Source organism: Nitrospira moscoviensis (assembly GCF_001273775.1).
In the GTDB taxonomy this organism is placed as follows: domain Bacteria; phylum Nitrospirota; class Nitrospiria; order Nitrospirales; family Nitrospiraceae; genus Nitrospira_D; species Nitrospira_D moscoviensis.
On the sequence record NZ_CP011801.1, the window covers coordinates 130,058 to 149,264 of the forward strand.

A 19,207-nucleotide genomic window follows, 5' to 3' on the forward strand; every position below is an offset into this window, starting at 1 on the left:
ATGCGGTTAGTGATGGAATACCTGTCTGTGCTGGCAGCGGCTGTCCTCATCGGCAAGGTCGTGCTCCTGTCGTTCGTCGTGGCTCCCGTCCTTGCGAAGAATCTTGACCAGGAGGCGTTCGGCAAGGTGGTCCGCCACCTGTTTCCCGCATACTATGCGCTGGGTATCGGGGCAGCTTGTACCGGTCTTGCGTCCGTGATCATGCGGGGAATCACAGAGGAGACAGACGCGCTGCATCATCTGGCTGCCGGATTGTGGCTCGTGGTGATGGCCGCCGAGACCTATTGCCGCTCTCCGCTCACCCCTCAGAGCAATGCCATGAGGGATCGCTTGAAGGAGCAGGAGTCACGAGGGGCGGTCGATCCCGTCCTCCAACGGGCATGGAATCGATTGCATCAACGGTCGGTCTATCTGAACGCGCTGGTGCTGTGTGTGGGGCTCGGTTTACTCGGATTGGCAAATCGATAACAGTTCACGAAGGAGGAACGTCCATGAGAATCAAGAGCGTGCTGTTCGTTGCAGGCATGGTCACGGGTCTTCTATTCACCGGTGCCGTGCGGGCTGCCGACCAGCCGATGAGCCAGGCTCCCTCTGCCCATGGGGATGAGGCCCAGTTGCCCGGTGGCGTGATCGGCGTGTCGCTGCAGGTCGGAGCCGAGCGTATCGGTGATCCGGCTGTGCTCTATGTCGGAATGGTCCATCCGGAGGGACCGGCTCAGCAAGCTGGACTCAGACATGGCGATGAGATCGTGACCGTGGACGGAGCGGCGGTTTCGGGAAAGACGTACGAACAGGTCGTCAGAATGATCCGGGGAGATGCGGGCACGGTCGTGAAGGTGGGAGTCAAAGGTGACGGCGGGGTCCGTGAGCTTGCCGTCACGCGGGTGGCGGGCGACAAGCTCCCGAAGGCTCCGTCGGGAGCTCACGGCGGTCCGGCCAGATAGGAGGGCGTCGTGATGTCTCGCGTTCTGCTCATCGGCTTGTTCGCGCTGTTGGTCGTCCTGGGCGAGAGAGGTGCGGCCTTCGGCGAAGCAGGAGCGACCGTTTCCGCGACGATGCGTTCCGCTCTGGGCAAGGCGAATCTGTTTCTGGCGGCCGGCGATTATCGGCGGGCGCTCGACGTCTGTCAGCGACAGATCGACGAGGCCCCGTCGGCGTCCACCTATATCCATCTGACCTATGTCTATCAGGCGATCGATGCCTATCTGGAACACCTGTCGCAAGAAGAACAGTGGATGGCGGTCGAGCACCTTTACCTCAATCTGGCCTATCGCGACACGGAAGACCTGGTGGATCCTCCCGGCGGTCTGGCCCGCATGGCCAAGGAGATGATTCAGTCGAGCGTGCGGCAACAGTCCGATGTCAGCGCCGCGATGGCTGCCAGGCTGGACAAAGCCGAATCGGACCGGCTTTGGCAGGAGCAGGCGCGATGGCGGGCCGCCAATCCGAAGACCTGGTGGCAAGGGATTCCGAATGTCTGGATGCGGTAGGAGGCAAAGATGGACACGAGGCCGATCGGCGTCGATATCAAGTTGATGGGCGGGTTGTTCCTGATCGTCGGTGCGGTCGATCTGGTCGTCATCGTCCTGTTCCCCTCATACGCCTTGAAACTCTTCGGGACCATCGTGACCGGCCCGCTGGCGTTTCTGGTGAAACTCCACTCCCCTGCCGTGCATCTGCTGATCGGCTACGGGTTTCTCTGGCTGTGCCCATGGGCCTGGGGCCTCAGCCTGGCCTATGCGGGGTTCGGCCTCGTGAGTGAGGCGCTGAACCAGTTCACCTTCGGGTTCCACCCGGTCCGCTCCGGATTCATGGCGACCACCGCACTGTTCATCATCTATCTGTATTGGCGCCGGCAGCTCTTCACGGATCAGCCGGTGCTGCCGACCACCGGGCCGTCCGTTTCGGAGGGATCGCCCTGATGCACGGGATTGTCTGGTTCAGGCGGGATCTCAGGCTCTCCGACCAGCCGGCTCTGACGGCGGCCTGCAAGGAATGTCGGCAGGTGATCCCGCTCTTCGTCTTCGACGAGCCCCTGCTACAGTCCCAGGTCTTCGGGTCCGCCTGCGTGAATTTCATGCTCGGCTGCCTGGAGGATCTGGCGGAGTCGTTGGCCGCTCGTGGGCTCCCGCTCCAATGGCGTCGCGGCGAGCCGGTCGAAGAAGTAGTGAGCGCCGCGCGTGAGTGGAAGATCGATGTGGTCTATTGGAATCGGGATTACGAACCGCGCGCGCTTGAACGGGACCGGCTCGTCCAACAACGGCTGGCTCAGATGGGGGTGCTTGTGCGGACCTTCAAGGACCATGTCGTGTTCGAGGCGGAGGAAGTCCGGAGCGCCACCGGAGAGCCGCTTCAACGGTACAGCGCCTATCGCGCGCGCTGGTGGGCGAAGTGGCAGGCGACCAAGCCGCCGGTGCTGCCGGTTCCTTCCGGATGTTCGGGGGACAAGGCCGTGCCGCTCTCCCCTCCCCGTCCAATTCCCACGGCCCACGAGTTGGGATATGAGCCGCTCACGCCCTGGATCGAGGCCGGGGAGCGGCAGGCCCGCAAGAGGCTGAGCAGGTTCGTGGCGGGCCCGATCCATACCTACGTCGATGGCCGGAATCGTCCCGCCATTGACGGCAGCTCGAAACTGTCGCCGCATTTCCGCTTCGGCACGTTGTCGCCTCGCACCGCGGTTCATGCCGCGTTGGCCGCTCTGGCGCAAGGCGGCCGCGTCTCACGCCCGGATGTCCTGACCTGGATCGATGAATTGGTCTGGCGCGAGTTTTTTCAGCAAGTGTTGTCGGCGTTTCCGCGCGTCGTCGACGGTCCGTTCAGGAGCCTTGCCGTCCCGCCGCCGCGCCAACCGGGTCTGGAACGCGACCGGCTGTTTCAGGCCTGGTGCGACGGCCGGACCGGCTATCCCATCGTGGACGCCGGCATGCGGCAGTTGAAACTCACCGGATGGATGCACAATCGCGTCCGCATGATCGTCGCGTCGTTCCTCATCAAAGATCTCCGGATCGACTGGCAAAGCGGCGAACGGTACTTCATGAAGCAGTTGCTGGATGCCGATGTCGCGGCCAACAACGGCAACTGGCAGTGGTGCGCCTCAACCGGCACGGATGCGATGCGCGGCTATCGGATCTTCAACCCCGTGCTGCAGAGCAAAACATTCGATCCGCAGGGCGACTACATCCGGCGCTACGTGCCGGCGCTCGCGAAGGTGCCGGCGCCGGCAATCCACGAACCGCACCTGATGACGGACGGCGAGCAGCGGCGGTTGGGCTCACGCATCGGTCTGGATTATCCGGCGCCGATCGTCGATCATCGGCAGGCCCGTCTGGAATATCTGGCACTCGGAAAGGCGGCGCAGCGATGAGACCGAAGACCCCTCCTCCAGCCCGGGCCCCGCTTCCGATCCGGATCGGCGTGAGCCGCTGTCTCTTGGGCGAGGAAGTCCGCTACGACGGCGGGCACAAGCGCGACCGCTTCGTCACTGATGTGTTGGGCCGGCATGTCGAATGGGTGCCGATCTGTCCGGAGGTCGAAGCCGGCCTCGGCACGCCCCGTGAAGCCATGCGGCTGGTCGGCGAGGCGTCGCGGCCGAGACTGGTTACGATCAAGACGGACAGGGACATGACCAAGCCGCTCGTCCAATTCGCGGCGAGGAAGCTTGGCTTGCTCGAGGCCGCCGAATTGTCGGGTTTCATCTTTAAGAAGGACTCGCCCAGTTGCGGGATCGCGCGGGTGCGGATCTTCAACCGGCACGGCATGCCGAGCCGCAACGGCGTCGGCCTGTTCGCGCAGGCCTTTCTGGAGCGCTTCCCCTCGGTCCCCGTGGAAGAAGAAGGGCGCCTCTGCGATCCGGTGCTCCGGGACAATTTCATCGAACGGGTGTTCTGCTATCACCGCTGGCGCGAATTGGCGCGCGGGCCGGTTACCCGGAACGACATCGTTCGGTTCCATACGACACACAAATATCTCCTGCTGGCGCACAGCCGAGAGCAGTACCAGCAATTGGGGCGGCTGGTGGCGCAGGCGGATCGCTATCGCCCGAAGGACTTGCTGGAGCGCTATGGCGTCCTCTTCATGGAGGCCCTCGCAGTGACGGCGACCAGACGGAAGCACGTCAATGTCCTCCAGCATCTGATCGGGCATATGAAGGAGCGATTGACGAAGACGGAACGCGGCGAGCTCGACGATGTGGTGGAGGACTACCGCCAGGGGCTGGTGCCTTTGGTCGTGCCGCTCACGCTCGTGAAACATCACGCGGTCCGGCACGGGATCACTTACCTGCGCGATCAGGTCTATCTGAACCCGCATCCGAAAGAACTCAAACTGCGTAATCACGTCTGAGGGGAGGACACGATGGGGAAACAGGGCGTTGTCTTGGTCGGCCACGGCGGCATTCCCAGAGACTGCCCGCAGGAACTCGTCACGCGACTCAAGCGCATGGAAGCGCAGCGGAGAGCGGCCAAGCTTCTTCCGTCGGCGGAAGAGATTGAGCTCGACACCAAGATCCGCCGCTGGCCGAGAACGGACACCACGGATCCGTACCGGTTGGGACTGGAAGCGGTGGCAACCGCGTTGCGACCGCATCTGGGCGCCGCGTTGTTCGCCGTCGCCTACAACGAGTTCTGTGCGCCGTCGCTGGAAGAGGCGGTGGAGGATCTTGTCGCGCAGGGCGCGGCGCACATCACCGTGGTCACGACGATGTTCACGCCGGGCGGGTCACACTCGGAAATTGAAATTCCGGAGATTCTCGAACGGCTCAAGACCCAGCATCCGGGCATCACACTCCGCTATGCCTGGCCGTTCGATTTGGAGCAGATTGCGACGACCTTGTTACAGCAGCTGAAACGATACCTCTAACGTGCGTCCGGTTACTTCGCAGCTGGCGACTCCGGATCCTGCTCATCGGCCGGCGCAGTCAGGATGGTCGCGCCGGGTTTGCAGGCGCTGGCCGGATAGCAGGGCGGGATCTCACGGGCCACGCTCTGCGTCGAGCCGTCTACGCTGACGGATGTTTCCGCGAGCACGGTCGGCGGGACATACTCGGCCGTGATCTGCGAAATCTGCGCTGCGCCGGAGGGGTCGAGGTAATAGGCCGGCACGATGGCGTCGCGATTCAGATAGGCAAAGACTCCTGTCGCTTGGCTGAAGAATCGTGCGGCTCCATTCGACACCACCGGACACCCGTTGAAACAGATCGCTCCCGGCGGAACGCTCAACACCGTTAAGGTGTTGGTCGGGAGGACTGTGCCGGTGAGGAAGGCCGAGATCCCGGCGATCGCGCTCGTGGCCCGGATGCTCAAGGTACCGAGGTTGACATCGACTGTTACTGGTGCGGCCTGCGTACCGACCACACCGTTGAAGGCTTGCAGCGTCGAATTGCTGCCGGCCGTTACGTTCGTTCCTGAGCCTGTCGCGCTGAGCACCGATCCGCCGTTCGCCAGGACGTTCACGCTTCCTCCGGTCGTCAATGAGCCGAGCGTCACGTCGGTGCCCGCCGTATAGGTAATCGAACCGGTTCCGCTGCTGCTGGTGGCGCCGGCCGCCATCGTGATCGGGCCGCCGCTTGCCGTGACGGTTATCGTATTGGCGCCGTTCACCGTCAGGCCGGCGAGCTGCGTGACCGAATTGGTCGCCGCGAGAGTCAGATTGCCGCCGGTCGAGGCCACCGTCCCACCGACTGTGAGGTCGGCGGCGTTCGCCGTGAATGTCCCCGTGACGGCGGAAGCATTCAGAGTCAGCGCGTTCGCATCGGTCAGCGCGACGTTGTTGCCGCTCGTGACGCCGATTGTGCCGAAGTCGTTGCCCCCGTTCGTCAGTGTGATGTCGTTGGCGGCGCCGGCCGCCAGCGTGGTCGCACCGGTCACGCCCACCGCGCCGGTTTGCATGATCGATCCGCTGGTGGCGACGTCGAAATTGCCCGTGACCGTCGAGGTGCCGAGCAGTAGCGCGTTGGCATCTGTGTATTGGACATTGCCTGTCGTATTGGCAACAAGGGTGGTGACGTCGTTCGAGGCGTGGGTCAGCGTATAGGGTCCGCTGCCTTGGAGACTCAAGGTCGAGGCCAGGAGCCGTTGCGTCTGCGTGACTGGGCCTCCGCTTTGCAGCGTGATGGTGCCGGCGCCGGCCGTCAGGCCGGTGATGGCAGGATGGAAGCCATCCGCCGTTGCGGCGACCGAGCCGATCGTGAAGCCGTTCACCTCCGTGAAGGCGAGGTTCCCAGCCGCAGTCTGTGCGGCTAGGGTCGTGACGTTATTCGCCGGCTGCGGGAGACTGATACCCGTGGCGGCCGACAAGCCGGCTGTCTCGGCCGTGACAGTGCCGGCGGTCTGCGTGATGGCGCCTGTCGTCGTCAGCCGTAGCGTGCCGGTTCCGACCGTCAGGTTGCTGCCCAGGCTGATCCCTCCCGATCCGCTCAGCGCACCAACTGGATTGTTGCCGCTGACGTAGGGGGTAGTCTCGAACGTGATGGAGCCGGCGCCGCCATTGACGATATTGGTCGCGCTAGGCGCCGCCGCCACGCCGGTCACAAAGATGTTGCCCGTGTGGGCCGGCCGTCCGATCGTCACGCTGCCCGCCGTTACGCTGCCGAAGGTCGATCCATAGTACACGTCGGTGACGCGGCCGGTGTTCACGTCGCCGAACTCGATGGTTCTCGTGAGCACGTTGGGGGCCAGAGACAAGGTGCCGGTCCCAATGTTGACGCCGGCGCCGTTGGGATTGAACGTATCGGTAAAGAAATTGACGGGCCCGTCGGCCGTCGTAGCGATTGTGGTCCCGCCGGTCAGATTGATCGTCGGCGCATCCACCGTGATCCCGGCACCGGGCGACGTATTCGTGACGTTGCCGCCGAACGTGACCGCTCCGCCGGTCGAGGTGAGCGTCGTGGCTTGGTTCATCGTCACGTTGTCATTGTACGTCTGGTTTCCGGATGTCCTGACCGAACCGCCGGTGATGGCGGTAGTCCCGCCGGCATTCGCGGTCAAGCCGGCTAACGGAGTCGTGCCCCCGACAGAGCCTCCGAACGTCGTGGTGCCGGCCGTGTTCAGCGTCAGCGCCTGCGCGCCGTTGAGGGTGCTGGTGAAGGTGATGGCCTGGCCACCGGAGCTTGTGAGAGTGGTGGTGCCGGTCAGGGTGACGGCATCACTGTAGGTCTGCGAACCGAGCGTCATGAAGCCGCCGGTGAGGGTGGTCGTCCCCCCGTTGCCGCCGGCGAAGTTGTTGATGTTGGTGAAGTTCGCGCCGTTGATCGTCGTCGTGCCGCTGAAGTTCAACGTCAAATTAAAGCCGTTTCCATTTACGGTGGACCCGAAAGTCGGTGTGGTGCCGGTCATGACCGAATCGCCGAGCAGGGTTAGCGGGTCGTTGTAGGTCTGGGTGCCGGTGGTCGTCACGTTGCCGCCGACCCGGATGGTTCCTGTCGCGTTCGAGGTCAGGGAGGCGAGCGGCATCGTGCCGCCGACCGCCCCGGAGAATGTCGTCTGGCCATTCGTATTGACTGTGAGCGTGCGGCCGGCGGCATTCCCGTTCACCGTGCTGCCAAAGATGACGTTGCCTCCCGTCCCGAGACCGGCGCTGCCTCCGGATGCGGTGACGGTCGTGTTGGCGGACAGCAGCGCGGCATCCGCCACGGTGACGGTCCCGCCTGATCCGGCTGTGCCGGTCCCGGAACGGTTGCCGCCGGTTGTCGTAATGTTCGCGTGAGTGACGGTCGGCGCGGCCCCGCCCGCATCGAGGGAGACGGCTCCTCCATTGCCTCCGTTGGCGTTGCCTGCGAGCCCGTTTCCTCCGATCGCCGAGATGGCCCCGACCGTCACATTGCCGCCGCTGGAAGTGACACTGACATTCGCTCCGGTGCCGCCGGCTTGGCCGGCGCCGTTGCCGTTGCCGCCGTTGGCCGTGATGGTTGTCATTGATGCATTCCCGGCGCTGGTGACGGCGACCGTGCCGGCGTTGCGCCCGGTTGTTCCGGCGTTTGCGGCTCCACCCGAGGTCGTGATGGTGGCGAGCGCCGCCGCCCCAGTCGTCGCGCTAACGGAGACGTTGCCGCCGTGGCCATTGGCCTGCCCCGAGCTGTTCAGCGCGCCGGAACTCACCGTGGTTCCGGAAAGAGTGATGGAACCAACCACACCACCGGCTCCGGCACCGGTCGCCGCGCCGGTTCTAACGGTGATCGCGCCCGTCGCCGAGCTCCCCGCGCCGGTGATCGATACCGCGCCGGCGTTGCCCCCGCTTTGGTTCGTGCCGACGCCAGCGCCGCCGTTGGCGGTGATGACGCCGGCCACCGTGCGGTTGACGCCGGTAATGGTCACATTCCCGGCTGCGGCGCCGGCGTGCGTGCCGCCCGCTGCGGCTGCGCCTCCCGAGCTCGTGATGGTGCTTATGACGTTCACGTTGCTAGCGGAGTTCAGCTGCACCGCTCCTCCTGGCCCTTTGGTCCCGCCGCTGGTGTTGATGGCGGCTGTTTGGAGCGTGGCGCCGGCCGTCGCATTACTTTGAGTGACGGTGATACTGCCCGCCGCACCTGCTCCGCCGGTGCCGGCGGCATTCCCCGTACGGGCGGTCAGCGCGCCGGTAATGACATTACCCGTCGTGGAGGAGTTGTTCGCGATGGTGATCGTACCCGCGGTTCCCCCGGCTGCATTCCCTCCTCCGGCGTTGCCGCCGCTGGCGGTGATGGCGCCGGAGGAAGTCGTGAGCGCGCCATTGGAAGCGATGGAGATGGTCCCGGCGTTTCCTCCGGCTTGGTTGGCGCCGTTACCGCTGCTGCCGTTCGCCGTAATGGCGCCGGTCGTGGTGACCGTACGGCCGGAGAGCGTGATTGTGCCTCCAGATCGGCCCGATGTATTCGGACGGGCCGTGCCGCCGCTCGCTTGTATTGTGGCTCCGCCCGAGAATTGCAGGCCGCTCTGGGACGACAAGTCTACAGTTCCTCCATTTCCATTGAATGCTCCCGTTGTGTTGATCGCTCCGGTCCGTAGGAAGGCACCCGCAGCCGAGTTGTTTTGCGTCACCGTGATGCTGCCCGCTGCCCCGCCTGCTCCGGTCCCGTTGGCATTCCCAGTCCGAGCCGAGAGCGCTCCAGTTGTAAGATTCCCAGACGTCGTATTCGTGATCGTAATCGTCCCTGCGCTGCCTCCGGCTTGATTGGCTCCGTTGCCGTTGCTGCCGTTGGCGGTGACGGTGCCGGTCGTGACGCCGGTCGCTCCGGTGATCGAGACAGTGCCGCCGGCTCTGCCGGGAGTCCCGGCCCCCGCCGCTCCGCCGTTCGCCGTCACGGCTCCGGCCAGGCTCACGGCGCCTGTCCCGGTGATCGTGACGTTGCCTGCGTTTTGATTTGCGGCACCGGTCGTTGTGATCGTGCCGGCCGCCAGGCTTGAAATGCCGACACCGGACAACTCAATGCCGCCGAGACGCGTGGAGACGGCCGCATTCAGAGCCACGTTCCCGCCGCCGGTGCCGTCCTGATTGGCGAACAAGCGCAGAACGCCCAAGCCGGTGGCTGAGATGCCGGCGTTGACCGTGATGTCGTTATGCGCGCGCAGCTCCAATGAATTTGCACTGGCCCAGGTGACGGGGTTGGACACCGTGATGTTGCCGGCGCTCGCGAAGGGACTCGTGGTGTCCACGATGACATTGTTCGTGCCGAGAGTGGTTTGGAGCGTGGTGACGTTCAAATTGGAGGTGGCCGCTGTTCCGGTGAAGGTCGGCCCCGCGGTGATACTGGAGTTTGCGGCGGTCGAGATCGTGATATCGGTCGGGTCCAACAGCAGCGTTCCGGTGTGTCCGGCCGGCGCCGACGTGTCCACCGTGCCCTCAAAGCTCAGCGTACTCTTGCCCGACACCTCGACGAATCCGCCGTTACCGCCGGACTGGCCGCCCTTCGCTGAAATGCTGCCGCCGAAACCGGTATGGCCGTCGGACCAGATGACGACCGTGCCGCCGTCGCCCTCTGTCACTGCATCGGCGGTGATGGTGACATCGGGTGCGACGACCGTCGAGATCGCGTTCTGTTCGGGTCCTGCTCCGCGGTAATTTCCGCCGATGATGGCTGTCCCGCCGCCGGCCTCGCCTGAGACGTCGATCTGGGCGCCGCCTGCCATGACGATGGACTCGCCGAGCACGGCGACGCGGCCGGCGGTACCGGCTGCGTCAATCGTCCCGGTGACGTGAACCAGCCCGCTGTCTCCGCCGTCCAATCGAACCATGCCGCCCTGATTGAGGAGGCTGCGCGCCCGAATCACGCCGTTCTGGTTCACGACGGACGAAAAGATGTCGCCGGAGGCTGTGGCTCGGAGGATCACTTGGCCGCCGTCGGCTTGGATCGTGCCCGAATTGTTCACGGCGGACGTGACCCGTTGACCGTCCGGTCCCGTCATTTGCTCGAGGACCTTGTCCCCGACGGCGTAGTGGATGAGGCCATCGCCCATCAGATCAACGGTCAGCTGCCGGCCGGAAGCGAGCAGCGCCGTGCCGAGGTTGGCGATGATGACTCCTTCGTTCGACACAGCCGGAGCGGCCAGAACGACGAATCCGTGCTCTGAAACATGAATGGCGCCGCGATTGACGACCGTCTTCAGCTCTTTGAGAGGATCGTGGGCAAACAGCAAGTGTCCGGCCATGAACTCTTCGTCGCGGATCTGGAAGGTGGTGGCGAGAAGGCCTCCGACGTTGATCTGCGATCCCGCTCCGAACAGGATGCCGTTCGGATTGAGAAGGACCAGGCGTCCGTTGGCCTCCAGGCGGCCCAGGATGATGGACGGATCGACGCCCTGCACGCGGTTCAACGCGATCGATGTGGCGGACGGCTGTACGAACCGCACCGCTTCATCGGCGGCGATGGAAAAGCTCCTCCAATTGAGGACGGCTTTGTCGGTAGCCTGTTGCACCGTGAGGGTTTTGGGCGTGGTCTGCAGAGTCGCCTGGCCGGCCGCCACCTGCCCGTCCGTCGGGAGCGCGGCGGCCACGGTGGGCAGTAGAATTTGAAGCGCAGCCAGCCAGCCGCACAGAACGCGGGACAGATACCCGTTTCTTAGTGTGAATCGACGGCGGCGGATAGGTATCGCAATCATGTGGATCCAAGTGTCGCAGACCAAGGGTCGGCGCGCATTCCACCAAAGGTCTGCCTCGAAAGGGGCATTTCGCACCCTAGAACCGCGCCGTGGCTTGCAGATAAAAGATGGGTGATCGGTCACCCGCCACGGTCCCTCCGTTGGGCTTCGGCCCCAAGGGGAACCCGACATCGCATCGCAGGTGTAAGAGATAGTATGGCAACTCGGTTTGAATCCCTACGCCGGCCCCCGTCAAGCTGCTGGAGGCCTGTTCACCCGGCTGCGGATTCCGAAGACGTCCAGCCGCATGGTCGATAAAAATGGCTCCCTGCGTGGCAGGCAGGAGGGACGGCAGCAGGGGAATCCGGGTTTCCGCCGTGGCCGTGTAGCCTTCGTCCACGAACCGTTCTCCCAGCTGGTACCCCCGAACCGAATCCGGTCCTCCGAGCAACATCTGCTCGATCACCACCAGCGGCCCGGTCGTGATCTGCCCGGTTCCCTTGACGATCAGTAAGACATCGTGGCCCAAGCTCTGAATGCGCCCTGCGGCCACTGCGCCCTTGGTAAACCGATTATCGGCGCCTTGCCTGGTGGTCAGGGCCGCATGGTTGTCCATCGCGCCCAGCACTTCCCCGAGTCCCTGAAAGCCGTAAAACGACACATAGCTCCGGCCGGACAAATCCAACCGATCGTAGTTGACGCCCACCTTCGCCATCCGCACCTGATCGTTGCCCACCAGGTCCCCCAGCACGAAGAGGCGATTGTCTTTGGAGGAGAATCCGATGTCGACGAGCAACGACTGAAACCGGGTTTTGATGAAGGGATGGGTGACCGAGATGTCATAGGTCTTGATCCGGCCCCGGATCTGGAGCGCCGCGAGCTCGGCTCCCACGTCGAACCGGCCGGCGGAGCCGCCCAGCACCAGCTTGGTCCCGTGCACGCCCAGCGGAAGCGCATAGCCGCCGATCAGAAATTGCAGGCGGTCCGGATGATCTCCTATGATCCCGTTGAAATTGAAGACCGCTCCGTCGAACAGCGCGTTGCCCACTTCGACGCCGGCGCCGAACCGATTGCGCGAGATGTTGTTGAAACCGAAGTTGTTGTAGTCCAGCGTGGCGTGGATCGGCCGGCGGTCTTCGACCTGGGCCACGATGTTGGTGCTCCCGGTGGAGCGGCCGGGCTCCAGAACAGCCGACACCTTCAAATCCGGATAGTCGTTCAGCAACAGAAGGGCCCGCTCCAACGCCACGTTCCGAATGACCCCTTCTTCCATGGCTTCCGCGAAGCTGCCGCGGATGAAGTCCAGGGAGTAATGGCGGTGGCCCGTGACGGAAATGTCTCCGAGCCGGCCTTCCAGGATCGCGATGGTGACCACGCCGAACTTGATGTCTTGCTGCGGAATGTAGGCGTTGGCGAGGGTATAGCCCTTCCGGCGATAGTAGGCGGCCACTTGCTCGGCCGCCGCTTCGAGCCCCGACAGGTCCAAGCTCCGGCCGACATAGGGTTGCGTGACCACCTCCAGATCTTCGGACGAGACGGCCGTGTTGCCGGAGAATGAAAAGCCTTTGACGAGAAGGGTCGAGGAAGGTTGAGCGTCCCGGACGCCCCACGTGGCGTCGAACGACAGAGCCAGGAGGATCACGATCAGTACGAGGCGTTTCCATCGGGTCCGCACGGTGCGCGCCGTCTGATGCCCCGGCTCAAGTTGACAGAAGCCGGTACCGATACGACAATGGGGGCCGCTCAGCCGCTGCGAAGGGGTCATCGTATGAGGCCGTGTCTCCGCATGGGGTGGCTCCTTCTATCGTTCGCCTCTCTGCTGGGCGCTGGGTTCGCCGGCTGCGCCGTCCATCCCGACCCGTCGCGGGAGCCGCGCGCGCTCACGCCCGACCAGCAGGAACAACCGCCGGAAGACATCGAACGGACTCCTCCGCCGAGGCGGCCATCCACCACGTGTCCCCCCGCGATGAAGGGCTCCTGCTGACAGGAATGCTGAAAAAATCCGCCGGCGCCACCGCGCCCGCATCTACGCATTGACCCTAGCCCGGAAGCCTCGTTCGGTCAACGAATATGCCGGAAAAGAACGGTTCACTCGGAGGCGGCCTCTGTGTACAATACCGCGCTCGTTCACTCGACAGAGGAGGCGTCGTGCGCGACCAATTAGCGAAGGCTTTCCATGCAACCCAGTCGTTCAGGTGGGATCCTGAACGGGGGTTCAAGCTGGCGTCGGGCCTCACGAGCCCGTTTTACGTGGACTGCCGCTCGCTCATGGCCTATCCCGCCGCCCGCCGGCTCGTCGCCAGCCTGGCCTATGACGCCTTGCGTCCGGTGGAGCTCGATTGCCTGGGCGGGCTGGAGATCGGCGCGATTTCCATCGCCACGACGATCTCGGATTTTGCCTTCGCGGCTCAGCCGTCGCGCGACTGGCGGACCTTCGTCGTGCGGAAGCAGGCGAAGGATCACGGGCTTGGCAAACTGATCGAGGGCGCATTCCGTCCGGGCGAGCGCGCCGTGATCGTGGATGATGTGCTCACGAGCGGCGGGTCGTTGCTCAAGGCGGTGGCGGCCGCGCGGGGCGCCGGATTGACCGTCAGCCACGCGTTGGTCATCGTGGATCGCAAGGAGCAGGAGGGCCGGAAGAAGGTGGAGGCGGAGGGACTGACTCTGCTCAGCCTGCTGACGATCGACGACTTGATCCGGCAGCAGCCCGCCAAGGTGTGAGGGTCGAACGCAGGTCGCGATGCGGAATCACTTACACTGAAACTGAATGCCCCAGCGGCGCTCCTGAACGATGTCCTGCGCTCCCTCGATCGGATTCGCCATCCGCACGCGGCCCTTCGCTTCTCCCTCGCGGACGATACTGTAGCCGCCGCCGCACTTGTCTCTCATCAGGCCGAGCGCGTCCTTGCGGAACGAAGACAGCAGCGCCCCCTGTTCCCTCTTGAAGGGATAAACCACGACGCCGCCACGGTCATGCTCCTGCACCAGCTTCGCCCCGTCGGCGCAGCCGGCCAGCAGGGCCGCCGCAATCGCCAAGAGAGATCTTGACCAGGCTTTCATACGGTTCCTATCATGGTTTCAAGCATGTGTGATGCCAACCATACGTCGGACGAAGGAGGCTCTATGAACACGCTCAAAGTTCTTCTCGCCGGATGTCTGGTGACCGGCAGCCTGCTGTGGGGCGGCGGCGCCTGGTCGTACCATTCCTACCTGTTGACTGTCCAGCAGTTGCAAGCCGGGTTAGCGAAAGCCCTGTCTCCCGACAAGAAGGGTTTCGTCCTGGTCGACGTGCGCTCGCCGGAGGAACATGTCACCGGCGTCATTCCCGGCACGGATTTGAATATCGACTTCAGAGAAATCAAGACACGCCACCGGGAAATCGGCGCACAACCGAACGACCATATTGTGGTCTATTGCCAATCCGGACACCGCAGCAACATCGCCGCCGAGACGCTCGCGGACTTGGGCTATCGCCACGTGTATAACGTGCAGGGCAGCATGAACGCCTGGATGGAAGCGGGCTATCCCGTCGAACGTCCCCGCCGTTCATAAGTTACCAGTGGAAACGCTTAAACGGTTCGTCCGGACGGGCGCGAGATGGTGAGCGTCCGGCGTCTTCGGCCGGAGAGCCGTTTCAGCGTTTCTATCGTGGGCTGATGCCGATGACCGCGGGTAGCGGGATGTGAATCGCCGTCGTGCCGGCGAAGAGGGATTTCCATGCCGAGGGGCCCTGCCCGCGTCCTTTCCACAGGGATTCAGGGATCAGTAAGTCCGACGAGGAACCGCCGTCCATGGCCATGACTTGACGGATGAAGGGAAGCCCGTCCTTCATACAGGCCCCGAGATCGTAGAGCGTGACCGGGTCCAGGCTCTTGAAGACCAGAATGTGCCCGCCGGCGGTTTCTGCGACCACCGTCTGAAACGCCCGCTTTCCTGTCTGCCGGACGCGGACGTGTCCGTCTCGGTCCAGCAGCATGAGGGCTTGCGCCGCTTCTTTGTAGGCGGGCCGGTGTTCATCGAACGCATCCACCGAGAGATCGAGCACCCCCGCATGTCGGCCGTCCCGAGTCGTCGGTTCAGCGACGAACAGTCCCTGCCAGGTGGTATGGCGCCGACCGCTCAAGGGACGACCGTCTTTGTACAGCAGGCCGAGGTACGAAAAGTTTTCGCGAAAGAGCCCCGCATTGAACAGCAGATGGTGGCCCGTCCGCTTCTGCCATTCCTCGATCGTCGGCGGTTGGTCCAGCCCTTCCTGCCCGTAGAAGTGGACGGAGAAACGGTAGCGCGCCGGATCGATGTCCGCCACCAACGTAGGGGGAACCTCCGCGCAGATCGCCCCCGGTTTCCAGACGGAGACGGCGAGTCCTTCGGCCAGCCGCTCCCACTGAAGGTCGTGAGCCGTCGCGATCTTCGGACACAGGCAGGCGATGCCTAGCAGACAGCGGAGTGTGAGGAGTACGGCCGGCTGTATGCGGGCTGATGGGCGCATGGGGTCGTGCGATTCAGGTTCGCGGGAACGGCCCACTCCTCACCGTCGATCGGCATGCGAGGCCGGGCGGGACCTCTGGTTGGATGGGCGGTGCGATCCGTTGGCGCCGGCCGGTTGCGCATCGAGCAGCTCGCGGACCGCCTTGGCCACGACTTCCGGCGTGAAGGGCTTTTGCAGATAGGTGCTGGCCTGATCCCCTGCCCCGAGACCCACGTCGTCCGTGTACCCGGAGACAAACAGCAATTTCAGCTCCGGCTTGATCACGCGGAGGTGCTGCGCCAGCTCCTTGCCGCTCATCCCCGGCATCACCACGTCGGTCAGCAGCAGCTGCAGCGACCCCATATGCTGCGTCGCGACCATGCAGGCTTCCAGCCCATCTTTGGCCTCCAGCACTTCATAGCCGAGCTTCCGCAGCTCGTCGCGAACCAGCTCCCGGACGCTCGCATCGTCTTCGGCGACCAAGATCGTTTCATGGCCTCTGACGGACGTGCGCGGCGCGGCGAGGGACGCCGCGGTTTCGGCTTCGGCGGTGACGCTGGGCAGATAGACGTCGAAGCGCGTCCCCTTGCCCACGGTGCTGATCACGTCCAACCCGCCGCCCGCCTGGGTGACGATGCCGAAGACCGTGGACAGTCCGAGCCCCGTCCCCTTGCCTTCGGCTTTCGTCGTGAAGAAGGGCTCGAAAATGTGAGCCTGCACGTCGGGCAGCATGCCGTGGCCCGTGTCGCTCACCGAGAGCCGGACGTAGGGGCCGGGCGGCAGAGGGCTCACGTGGTACACGGGGGTGCGGCCGAGGTTCGCCGAGGCGGTTTCGATGATCAGTGTGCCGCCGTTCGGCATGGCGTCGCGGGCATTGACCACCAGGTTCATGAGCACCTGTTCCAGCTGGGCCGGGTCCGCTTTCACGCGCAGATTTTCCGGGCTGAGCTTGAAGCGGCATTCGATGTCCTCGCCGATCAACCGCCTGAGCATCGATTCAAAGTTGGCAATGATGGGGTTGAGGCCGAGGACTTTCGGTTCGGACGGCTGCTTGCGGCTGAACGTCAACAATTGCCGGATCAGCGTGGCGGCCCGGTCGCCGGCCTTTTGCATCTCCTCGATCTTGCTTCGCAGCGGATGGGCCGATCCCATCTCGCTCAAGAGCACTTGGCTGTGCCCCATGATGACCGTCAACAGGTTGTTGAAGTCATGAGCCAGACCGCCCGCGAGGCGGCCGACGGCTTCCATTTTTTGCGCTTGCCGGAGCTGCTTCTCGCTTTGCCGCAGGGCCTCTTCGACGCGCATCCGCTCCGCGCGGTCGTGGAGCTCCCGCAGGGCCCGTTGCACCGACGGCACGAGCCGCCCGAGCCGCTGCTTGAGAATGTAGTCGGTCGCCCCGCGATGCATGGCGTCGATCGCCAGCTCTTCTCCGAGCGTGGCCGACACGAAGATGAACGGAATCTCCGGGCATATCTTGCGGGCCAAGGCCAGCGCCGTGATGCCGTCGAAGCCCGGGAGGGAATAGTCCGCCAGGATCATGTCGATGCCGCCGGCTTTCAGCGCGGCGACGAACGCCTCCCGCCCCTCGACGCGCACGGCCTCGCAGGCGATGCCGCCCTCCGCCAACGTCGCGGCGATCAGCTCGGCATCGACGGGATTGTCCTCAAGCTGCAGGATTCTGAGCGGTGCAGCCACGGAACCTCGATCGGCGGGTTAGCGACTCGAGCAGGATCCTTCCGGAGGCGGCTCGTTGATCATGCCCCAGAACGTGCCCAGTTCTTTCACGGCGGACAAAAATTGATGGAACTCGACCGGCTTGACCACATAGGCGTTGGCGCCCAAGGCGTAACTTTCGGCCAGGTCTCGTTCTTCCCGCGACGACGTGAGCATGACGACGGGAATCGGACGCAGATTACTATCGGCCTTGATCGTGCGCAAGACCTCCAGTCCGTTGACTTTCGGCATCTTGAGGTCGAGAAACACGACGGCCGGGTTGCCTTTGAGGCGGGACTTGAATTGCCCGCGGCAATAGAGATAGTCCAGCACCTCCGCGCCGTCGTGGCACAGGACGACCTTGTCGGAAATGTGCTGCTCTTCCATGGCCGCCAGCGCCAGCTCGGCGTCGCGCGGGTTGTCTTCGGCCAGCAGGATCGGCTTGACGGCGGTCATGACTGCGGCCTCCTCGTGGGGAGCGCCACGTAGAAGGTCGCGCCCTTGTCCGGAGCTCCCTCGGCCCAGGTCCGCCCGCCGTGCCGGTGCACGATGCGCCGGACGTTGGCGAGCCCGATGCCCGTCCCTTCGAATTCATCCGCGCGGTGCAGTCGCTGAAAGACCCCGAACAGTTTCGCGGCGTATTGCATATCGAACCCCACTCCGTTATCGCGCACATACAGGACCACTTCCGACGGCGTCCGGCGAGCGACGCCGACGTCGATCCTGGCGAGCGCCCGCGTGCCCGTGAACTTCAGCGCGTTCGTGATGAGGTTCATGAACACCTGGCGCAGCATGGCCGGATCGCCCGGCACTTCCGGAAGCGTCTCAATTCTCCAGGATATCTCGCGCCCTTGCAAGTCAAGACGCAAATCGTAAAGGATCGTCTTGACGAGCTGATCCAAGTTCACCGTCGTGTGCAGCATCTCCTGCCGGCCCATGCGGGAGAAGACCAGCAGATCGTCGATCAGCTGCCCCATCTGTTTCGCCGAATCCGAAATCGTCTGCAGATAGCGGGCGGCCTTCTCGTTCAGCGACTCGCCGACGGCCTTGCGCAGCAGCGACGCATACCCGTCGATGTGCCGCAGCGGCGCGCGCAGGTCGTGCGACACCGAATAGCTGAAGGCTTCCAGCTCCTTGTTCGCCGCTTCGAGCAACTCGCCGCGCCGTTGGAGCTCCGCGGCGACGCGGCGCCGCTCGGTGATGTCGTGCCGGATCAGATAGTAGACGGCCGCCAGGAGCACGAGCTGCAGCAGAGCTCCGATGCCGAGGAGCCCGATGGTACTGCGTGTCCAGGCCGCGGATTGCACCACCCGTCGGCGGAGGGCCTCCCGCTCGTGCGCTTCCATGTCGGCGATGATGCGGTGAATGGCGGCCAGCTCGCGCTTCGCGGCGCCTTCCAGCGCCAGCTTCCGCACCGCCTCGAAGCCGCCCCCGTCGCGCTGGGCGATCGCGCCGGCTTCGGCGTTGACCTGTTGCTGCATGAGCCGCTCCAGCCTGGCGACGCGCTCCTGCTGCTCCGGCGAGTCCTTCGTCAAATCCTGAAGGTACCGGACGAACGTCGGCTTCTCCTCCACCATGGATCGGTAGGCGCGCAGATAGGCGGCTTCCCCCGTCACGAGGTAGCGGCGGTGGCTCTGTTCCGCCTCGTCCATCGCGCCGTCGATCGTGCCGAGGAGCTGCACCAACTCGTGGCTCCGCTGGTCCTGCGCGCTGTTGGAAAGCAGGACGGTGGTGTTGCGGTAGGACACCGCGCTGATGACCAGGATTCCGGTGAAGACCAGGCTGAAGCCGGCCAGGATCCGCCGCTCGATCGTCAGGGAGCGGAACCAGACGACCGCCTGTCTCCAGAGGCGGCCTGCGCGCCCCGCAGGACCTGCCGCAGGGGGCGCCTGCGCCGGCGCGAGGGTGTCTGAAGACCGATCGTGGGTGGCCGATTCCATGGGATGGGACGGACCGCGGGGCGGCGATGCGACAAGCG

17 protein-coding genes and 1 pseudogene are annotated in these 19,207 nt (G+C 64.4%); 10 read left to right on the forward strand and 8 right to left on the reverse strand.

Annotated features, from left to right (window positions below):
• Genes NITMOv2_RS00575 through NITMOv2_RS00605 form a run of 7 tightly spaced genes read left to right on the forward strand, consistent with a single transcriptional unit; the run spans position 1 to position 4,857 of the window.
• A complete protein-coding gene (locus NITMOv2_RS00575) occupies positions 1-468 on the forward strand; it encodes a DUF4149 domain-containing protein (RefSeq protein ID WP_053378047.1) in 468 nt (155 codons plus the stop codon).
• A gap of 23 nt (positions 469-491) precedes the next feature.
• Positions 492-944: a PDZ domain-containing protein gene (locus tag NITMOv2_RS00580; RefSeq protein WP_053378048.1), complete on the forward strand. Its 453-nt coding sequence runs from the start codon at positions 492-494 to the stop codon at positions 942-944.
• A 12-nt stretch (positions 945-956) separates the two neighbouring features.
• Positions 957-1,490, forward strand: coding sequence for a hypothetical protein (locus NITMOv2_RS00585; RefSeq protein WP_053378049.1), 534 nt, complete (start codon positions 957-959; stop codon positions 1,488-1,490).
• 9 nt (positions 1,491-1,499) lie between these two features.
• A complete protein-coding gene (locus tag NITMOv2_RS00590; protein WP_053378050.1) occupies positions 1,500-1,922 on the forward strand; it encodes a hypothetical protein in 423 nt (140 codons plus the stop codon).
• Positions 1,922-3,364, forward strand: a complete 1,443-nt coding sequence (locus NITMOv2_RS00595; protein ID WP_053378051.1) for a cryptochrome/photolyase family protein — start codon at positions 1,922-1,924, stop codon at positions 3,362-3,364. The genes NITMOv2_RS00590 and NITMOv2_RS00595 overlap by 1 nt, the downstream gene beginning before the upstream one ends.
• Positions 3,361-4,341, forward strand: coding sequence for a YbgA family protein (locus NITMOv2_RS00600; protein ID WP_053378052.1), 981 nt, complete (start codon positions 3,361-3,363; stop codon positions 4,339-4,341). Before NITMOv2_RS00595 ends, NITMOv2_RS00600 begins: the two co-directional genes overlap by 4 nt.
• Before the next feature lie 12 nt (positions 4,342-4,353).
• Positions 4,354-4,857, forward strand: a complete 504-nt coding sequence (locus tag NITMOv2_RS00605; RefSeq protein WP_053378053.1) for a sirohydrochlorin chelatase — start codon at positions 4,354-4,356, stop codon at positions 4,855-4,857.
• An 11-nt stretch (positions 4,858-4,868) separates the two neighbouring features.
• Here NITMOv2_RS00605 and NITMOv2_RS24835 read toward each other — a convergent pair whose 3' ends face one another.
• The 3 genes and pseudogenes from NITMOv2_RS24835 to NITMOv2_RS00615 all read right to left on the reverse strand — a co-directional run bounded on the left by NITMOv2_RS24835 (position 4,869) and on the right by NITMOv2_RS00615 (position 12,813).
• Entirely contained in the window at positions 4,869-7,910 is a 3,042-nt protein-coding gene (locus NITMOv2_RS24835; RefSeq protein WP_420799885.1) for a beta strand repeat-containing protein, read from the reverse strand.
• Positions 7,911-10,211: 2,301 nt separating this feature from the next.
• Positions 10,212-11,240 (reverse strand): annotated as a pseudogene (locus NITMOv2_RS24840) (two-partner secretion domain-containing protein); the annotation flags it as partial.
• Positions 11,146-12,813 carry a ShlB/FhaC/HecB family hemolysin secretion/activation protein gene (locus NITMOv2_RS00615; RefSeq protein WP_053378055.1) on the reverse strand — a complete coding sequence of 556 codons (1,668 nt, stop codon included), beginning with the start codon at positions 12,811-12,813 and terminating at the stop codon, positions 11,146-11,148. The gene NITMOv2_RS00615 and the pseudogene NITMOv2_RS24840, both read right to left, overlap by 95 nt.
• A gap of 3 nt (positions 12,814-12,816) precedes the next feature.
• Here NITMOv2_RS00615 and NITMOv2_RS23195 point away from each other — a divergent pair, with 3 nt between their 5' ends.
• Positions 12,817-13,032 carry a hypothetical protein gene (locus NITMOv2_RS23195; protein ID WP_145976120.1) on the forward strand — a complete coding sequence of 72 codons (216 nt, stop codon included), beginning with the start codon at positions 12,817-12,819 and terminating at the stop codon, positions 13,030-13,032.
• Between the two features lie 164 nt (positions 13,033-13,196).
• The gene (pyrE, locus tag NITMOv2_RS00620; protein WP_053378056.1) at positions 13,197-13,769 is read left to right on the forward strand and encodes an orotate phosphoribosyltransferase; all 573 of its coding nucleotides are present in this window, start codon (positions 13,197-13,199) and stop codon (positions 13,767-13,769) included.
• 27 nt (positions 13,770-13,796) lie between these two features.
• On the opposite strand, the gene NITMOv2_RS00625 is transcribed toward pyrE, so the two are convergent.
• Positions 13,797-14,108, reverse strand: coding sequence for a hypothetical protein (locus NITMOv2_RS00625; protein ID WP_053378057.1), 312 nt, complete (start codon positions 14,106-14,108; stop codon positions 13,797-13,799).
• A 63-nt stretch (positions 14,109-14,171) separates the two neighbouring features.
• Here NITMOv2_RS00625 and NITMOv2_RS00630 point away from each other — a divergent pair, with 63 nt between their 5' ends.
• Entirely contained in the window at positions 14,172-14,600 is a 429-nt protein-coding gene (locus NITMOv2_RS00630; protein WP_053378058.1) for a rhodanese-like domain-containing protein, read from the forward strand.
• A gap of 91 nt (positions 14,601-14,691) precedes the next feature.
• On the opposite strand, the gene NITMOv2_RS00635 is transcribed toward NITMOv2_RS00630, so the two are convergent.
• The 4 genes from NITMOv2_RS00635 to NITMOv2_RS23715 are packed head-to-tail and all read right to left on the reverse strand — an operon-like array spanning position 14,692 to position 19,169.
• Positions 14,692-15,537 carry a phosphodiester glycosidase family protein gene (locus NITMOv2_RS00635; RefSeq protein WP_053378059.1) on the reverse strand — a complete coding sequence of 282 codons (846 nt, stop codon included), beginning with the start codon at positions 15,535-15,537 and terminating at the stop codon, positions 14,692-14,694.
• 39 nt (positions 15,538-15,576) lie between these two features.
• Positions 15,577-17,211, reverse strand: a complete 1,635-nt coding sequence (locus tag NITMOv2_RS00640) for a response regulator (RefSeq protein ID WP_053378060.1) — start codon at positions 17,209-17,211, stop codon at positions 15,577-15,579.
• 18 nt (positions 17,212-17,229) lie between these two features.
• Entirely contained in the window at positions 17,230-17,685 is a 456-nt protein-coding gene (locus NITMOv2_RS00645) for a response regulator (RefSeq protein WP_053378061.1), read from the reverse strand.
• Positions 17,682-19,169, reverse strand: coding sequence for a sensor histidine kinase (locus NITMOv2_RS23715; protein ID WP_053378062.1), 1,488 nt, complete (start codon positions 19,167-19,169; stop codon positions 17,682-17,684). The genes NITMOv2_RS00645 and NITMOv2_RS23715 overlap by 4 nt, the downstream gene beginning before the upstream one ends.
• Between the last annotated feature and the right edge of the window lie 38 nt (positions 19,170-19,207).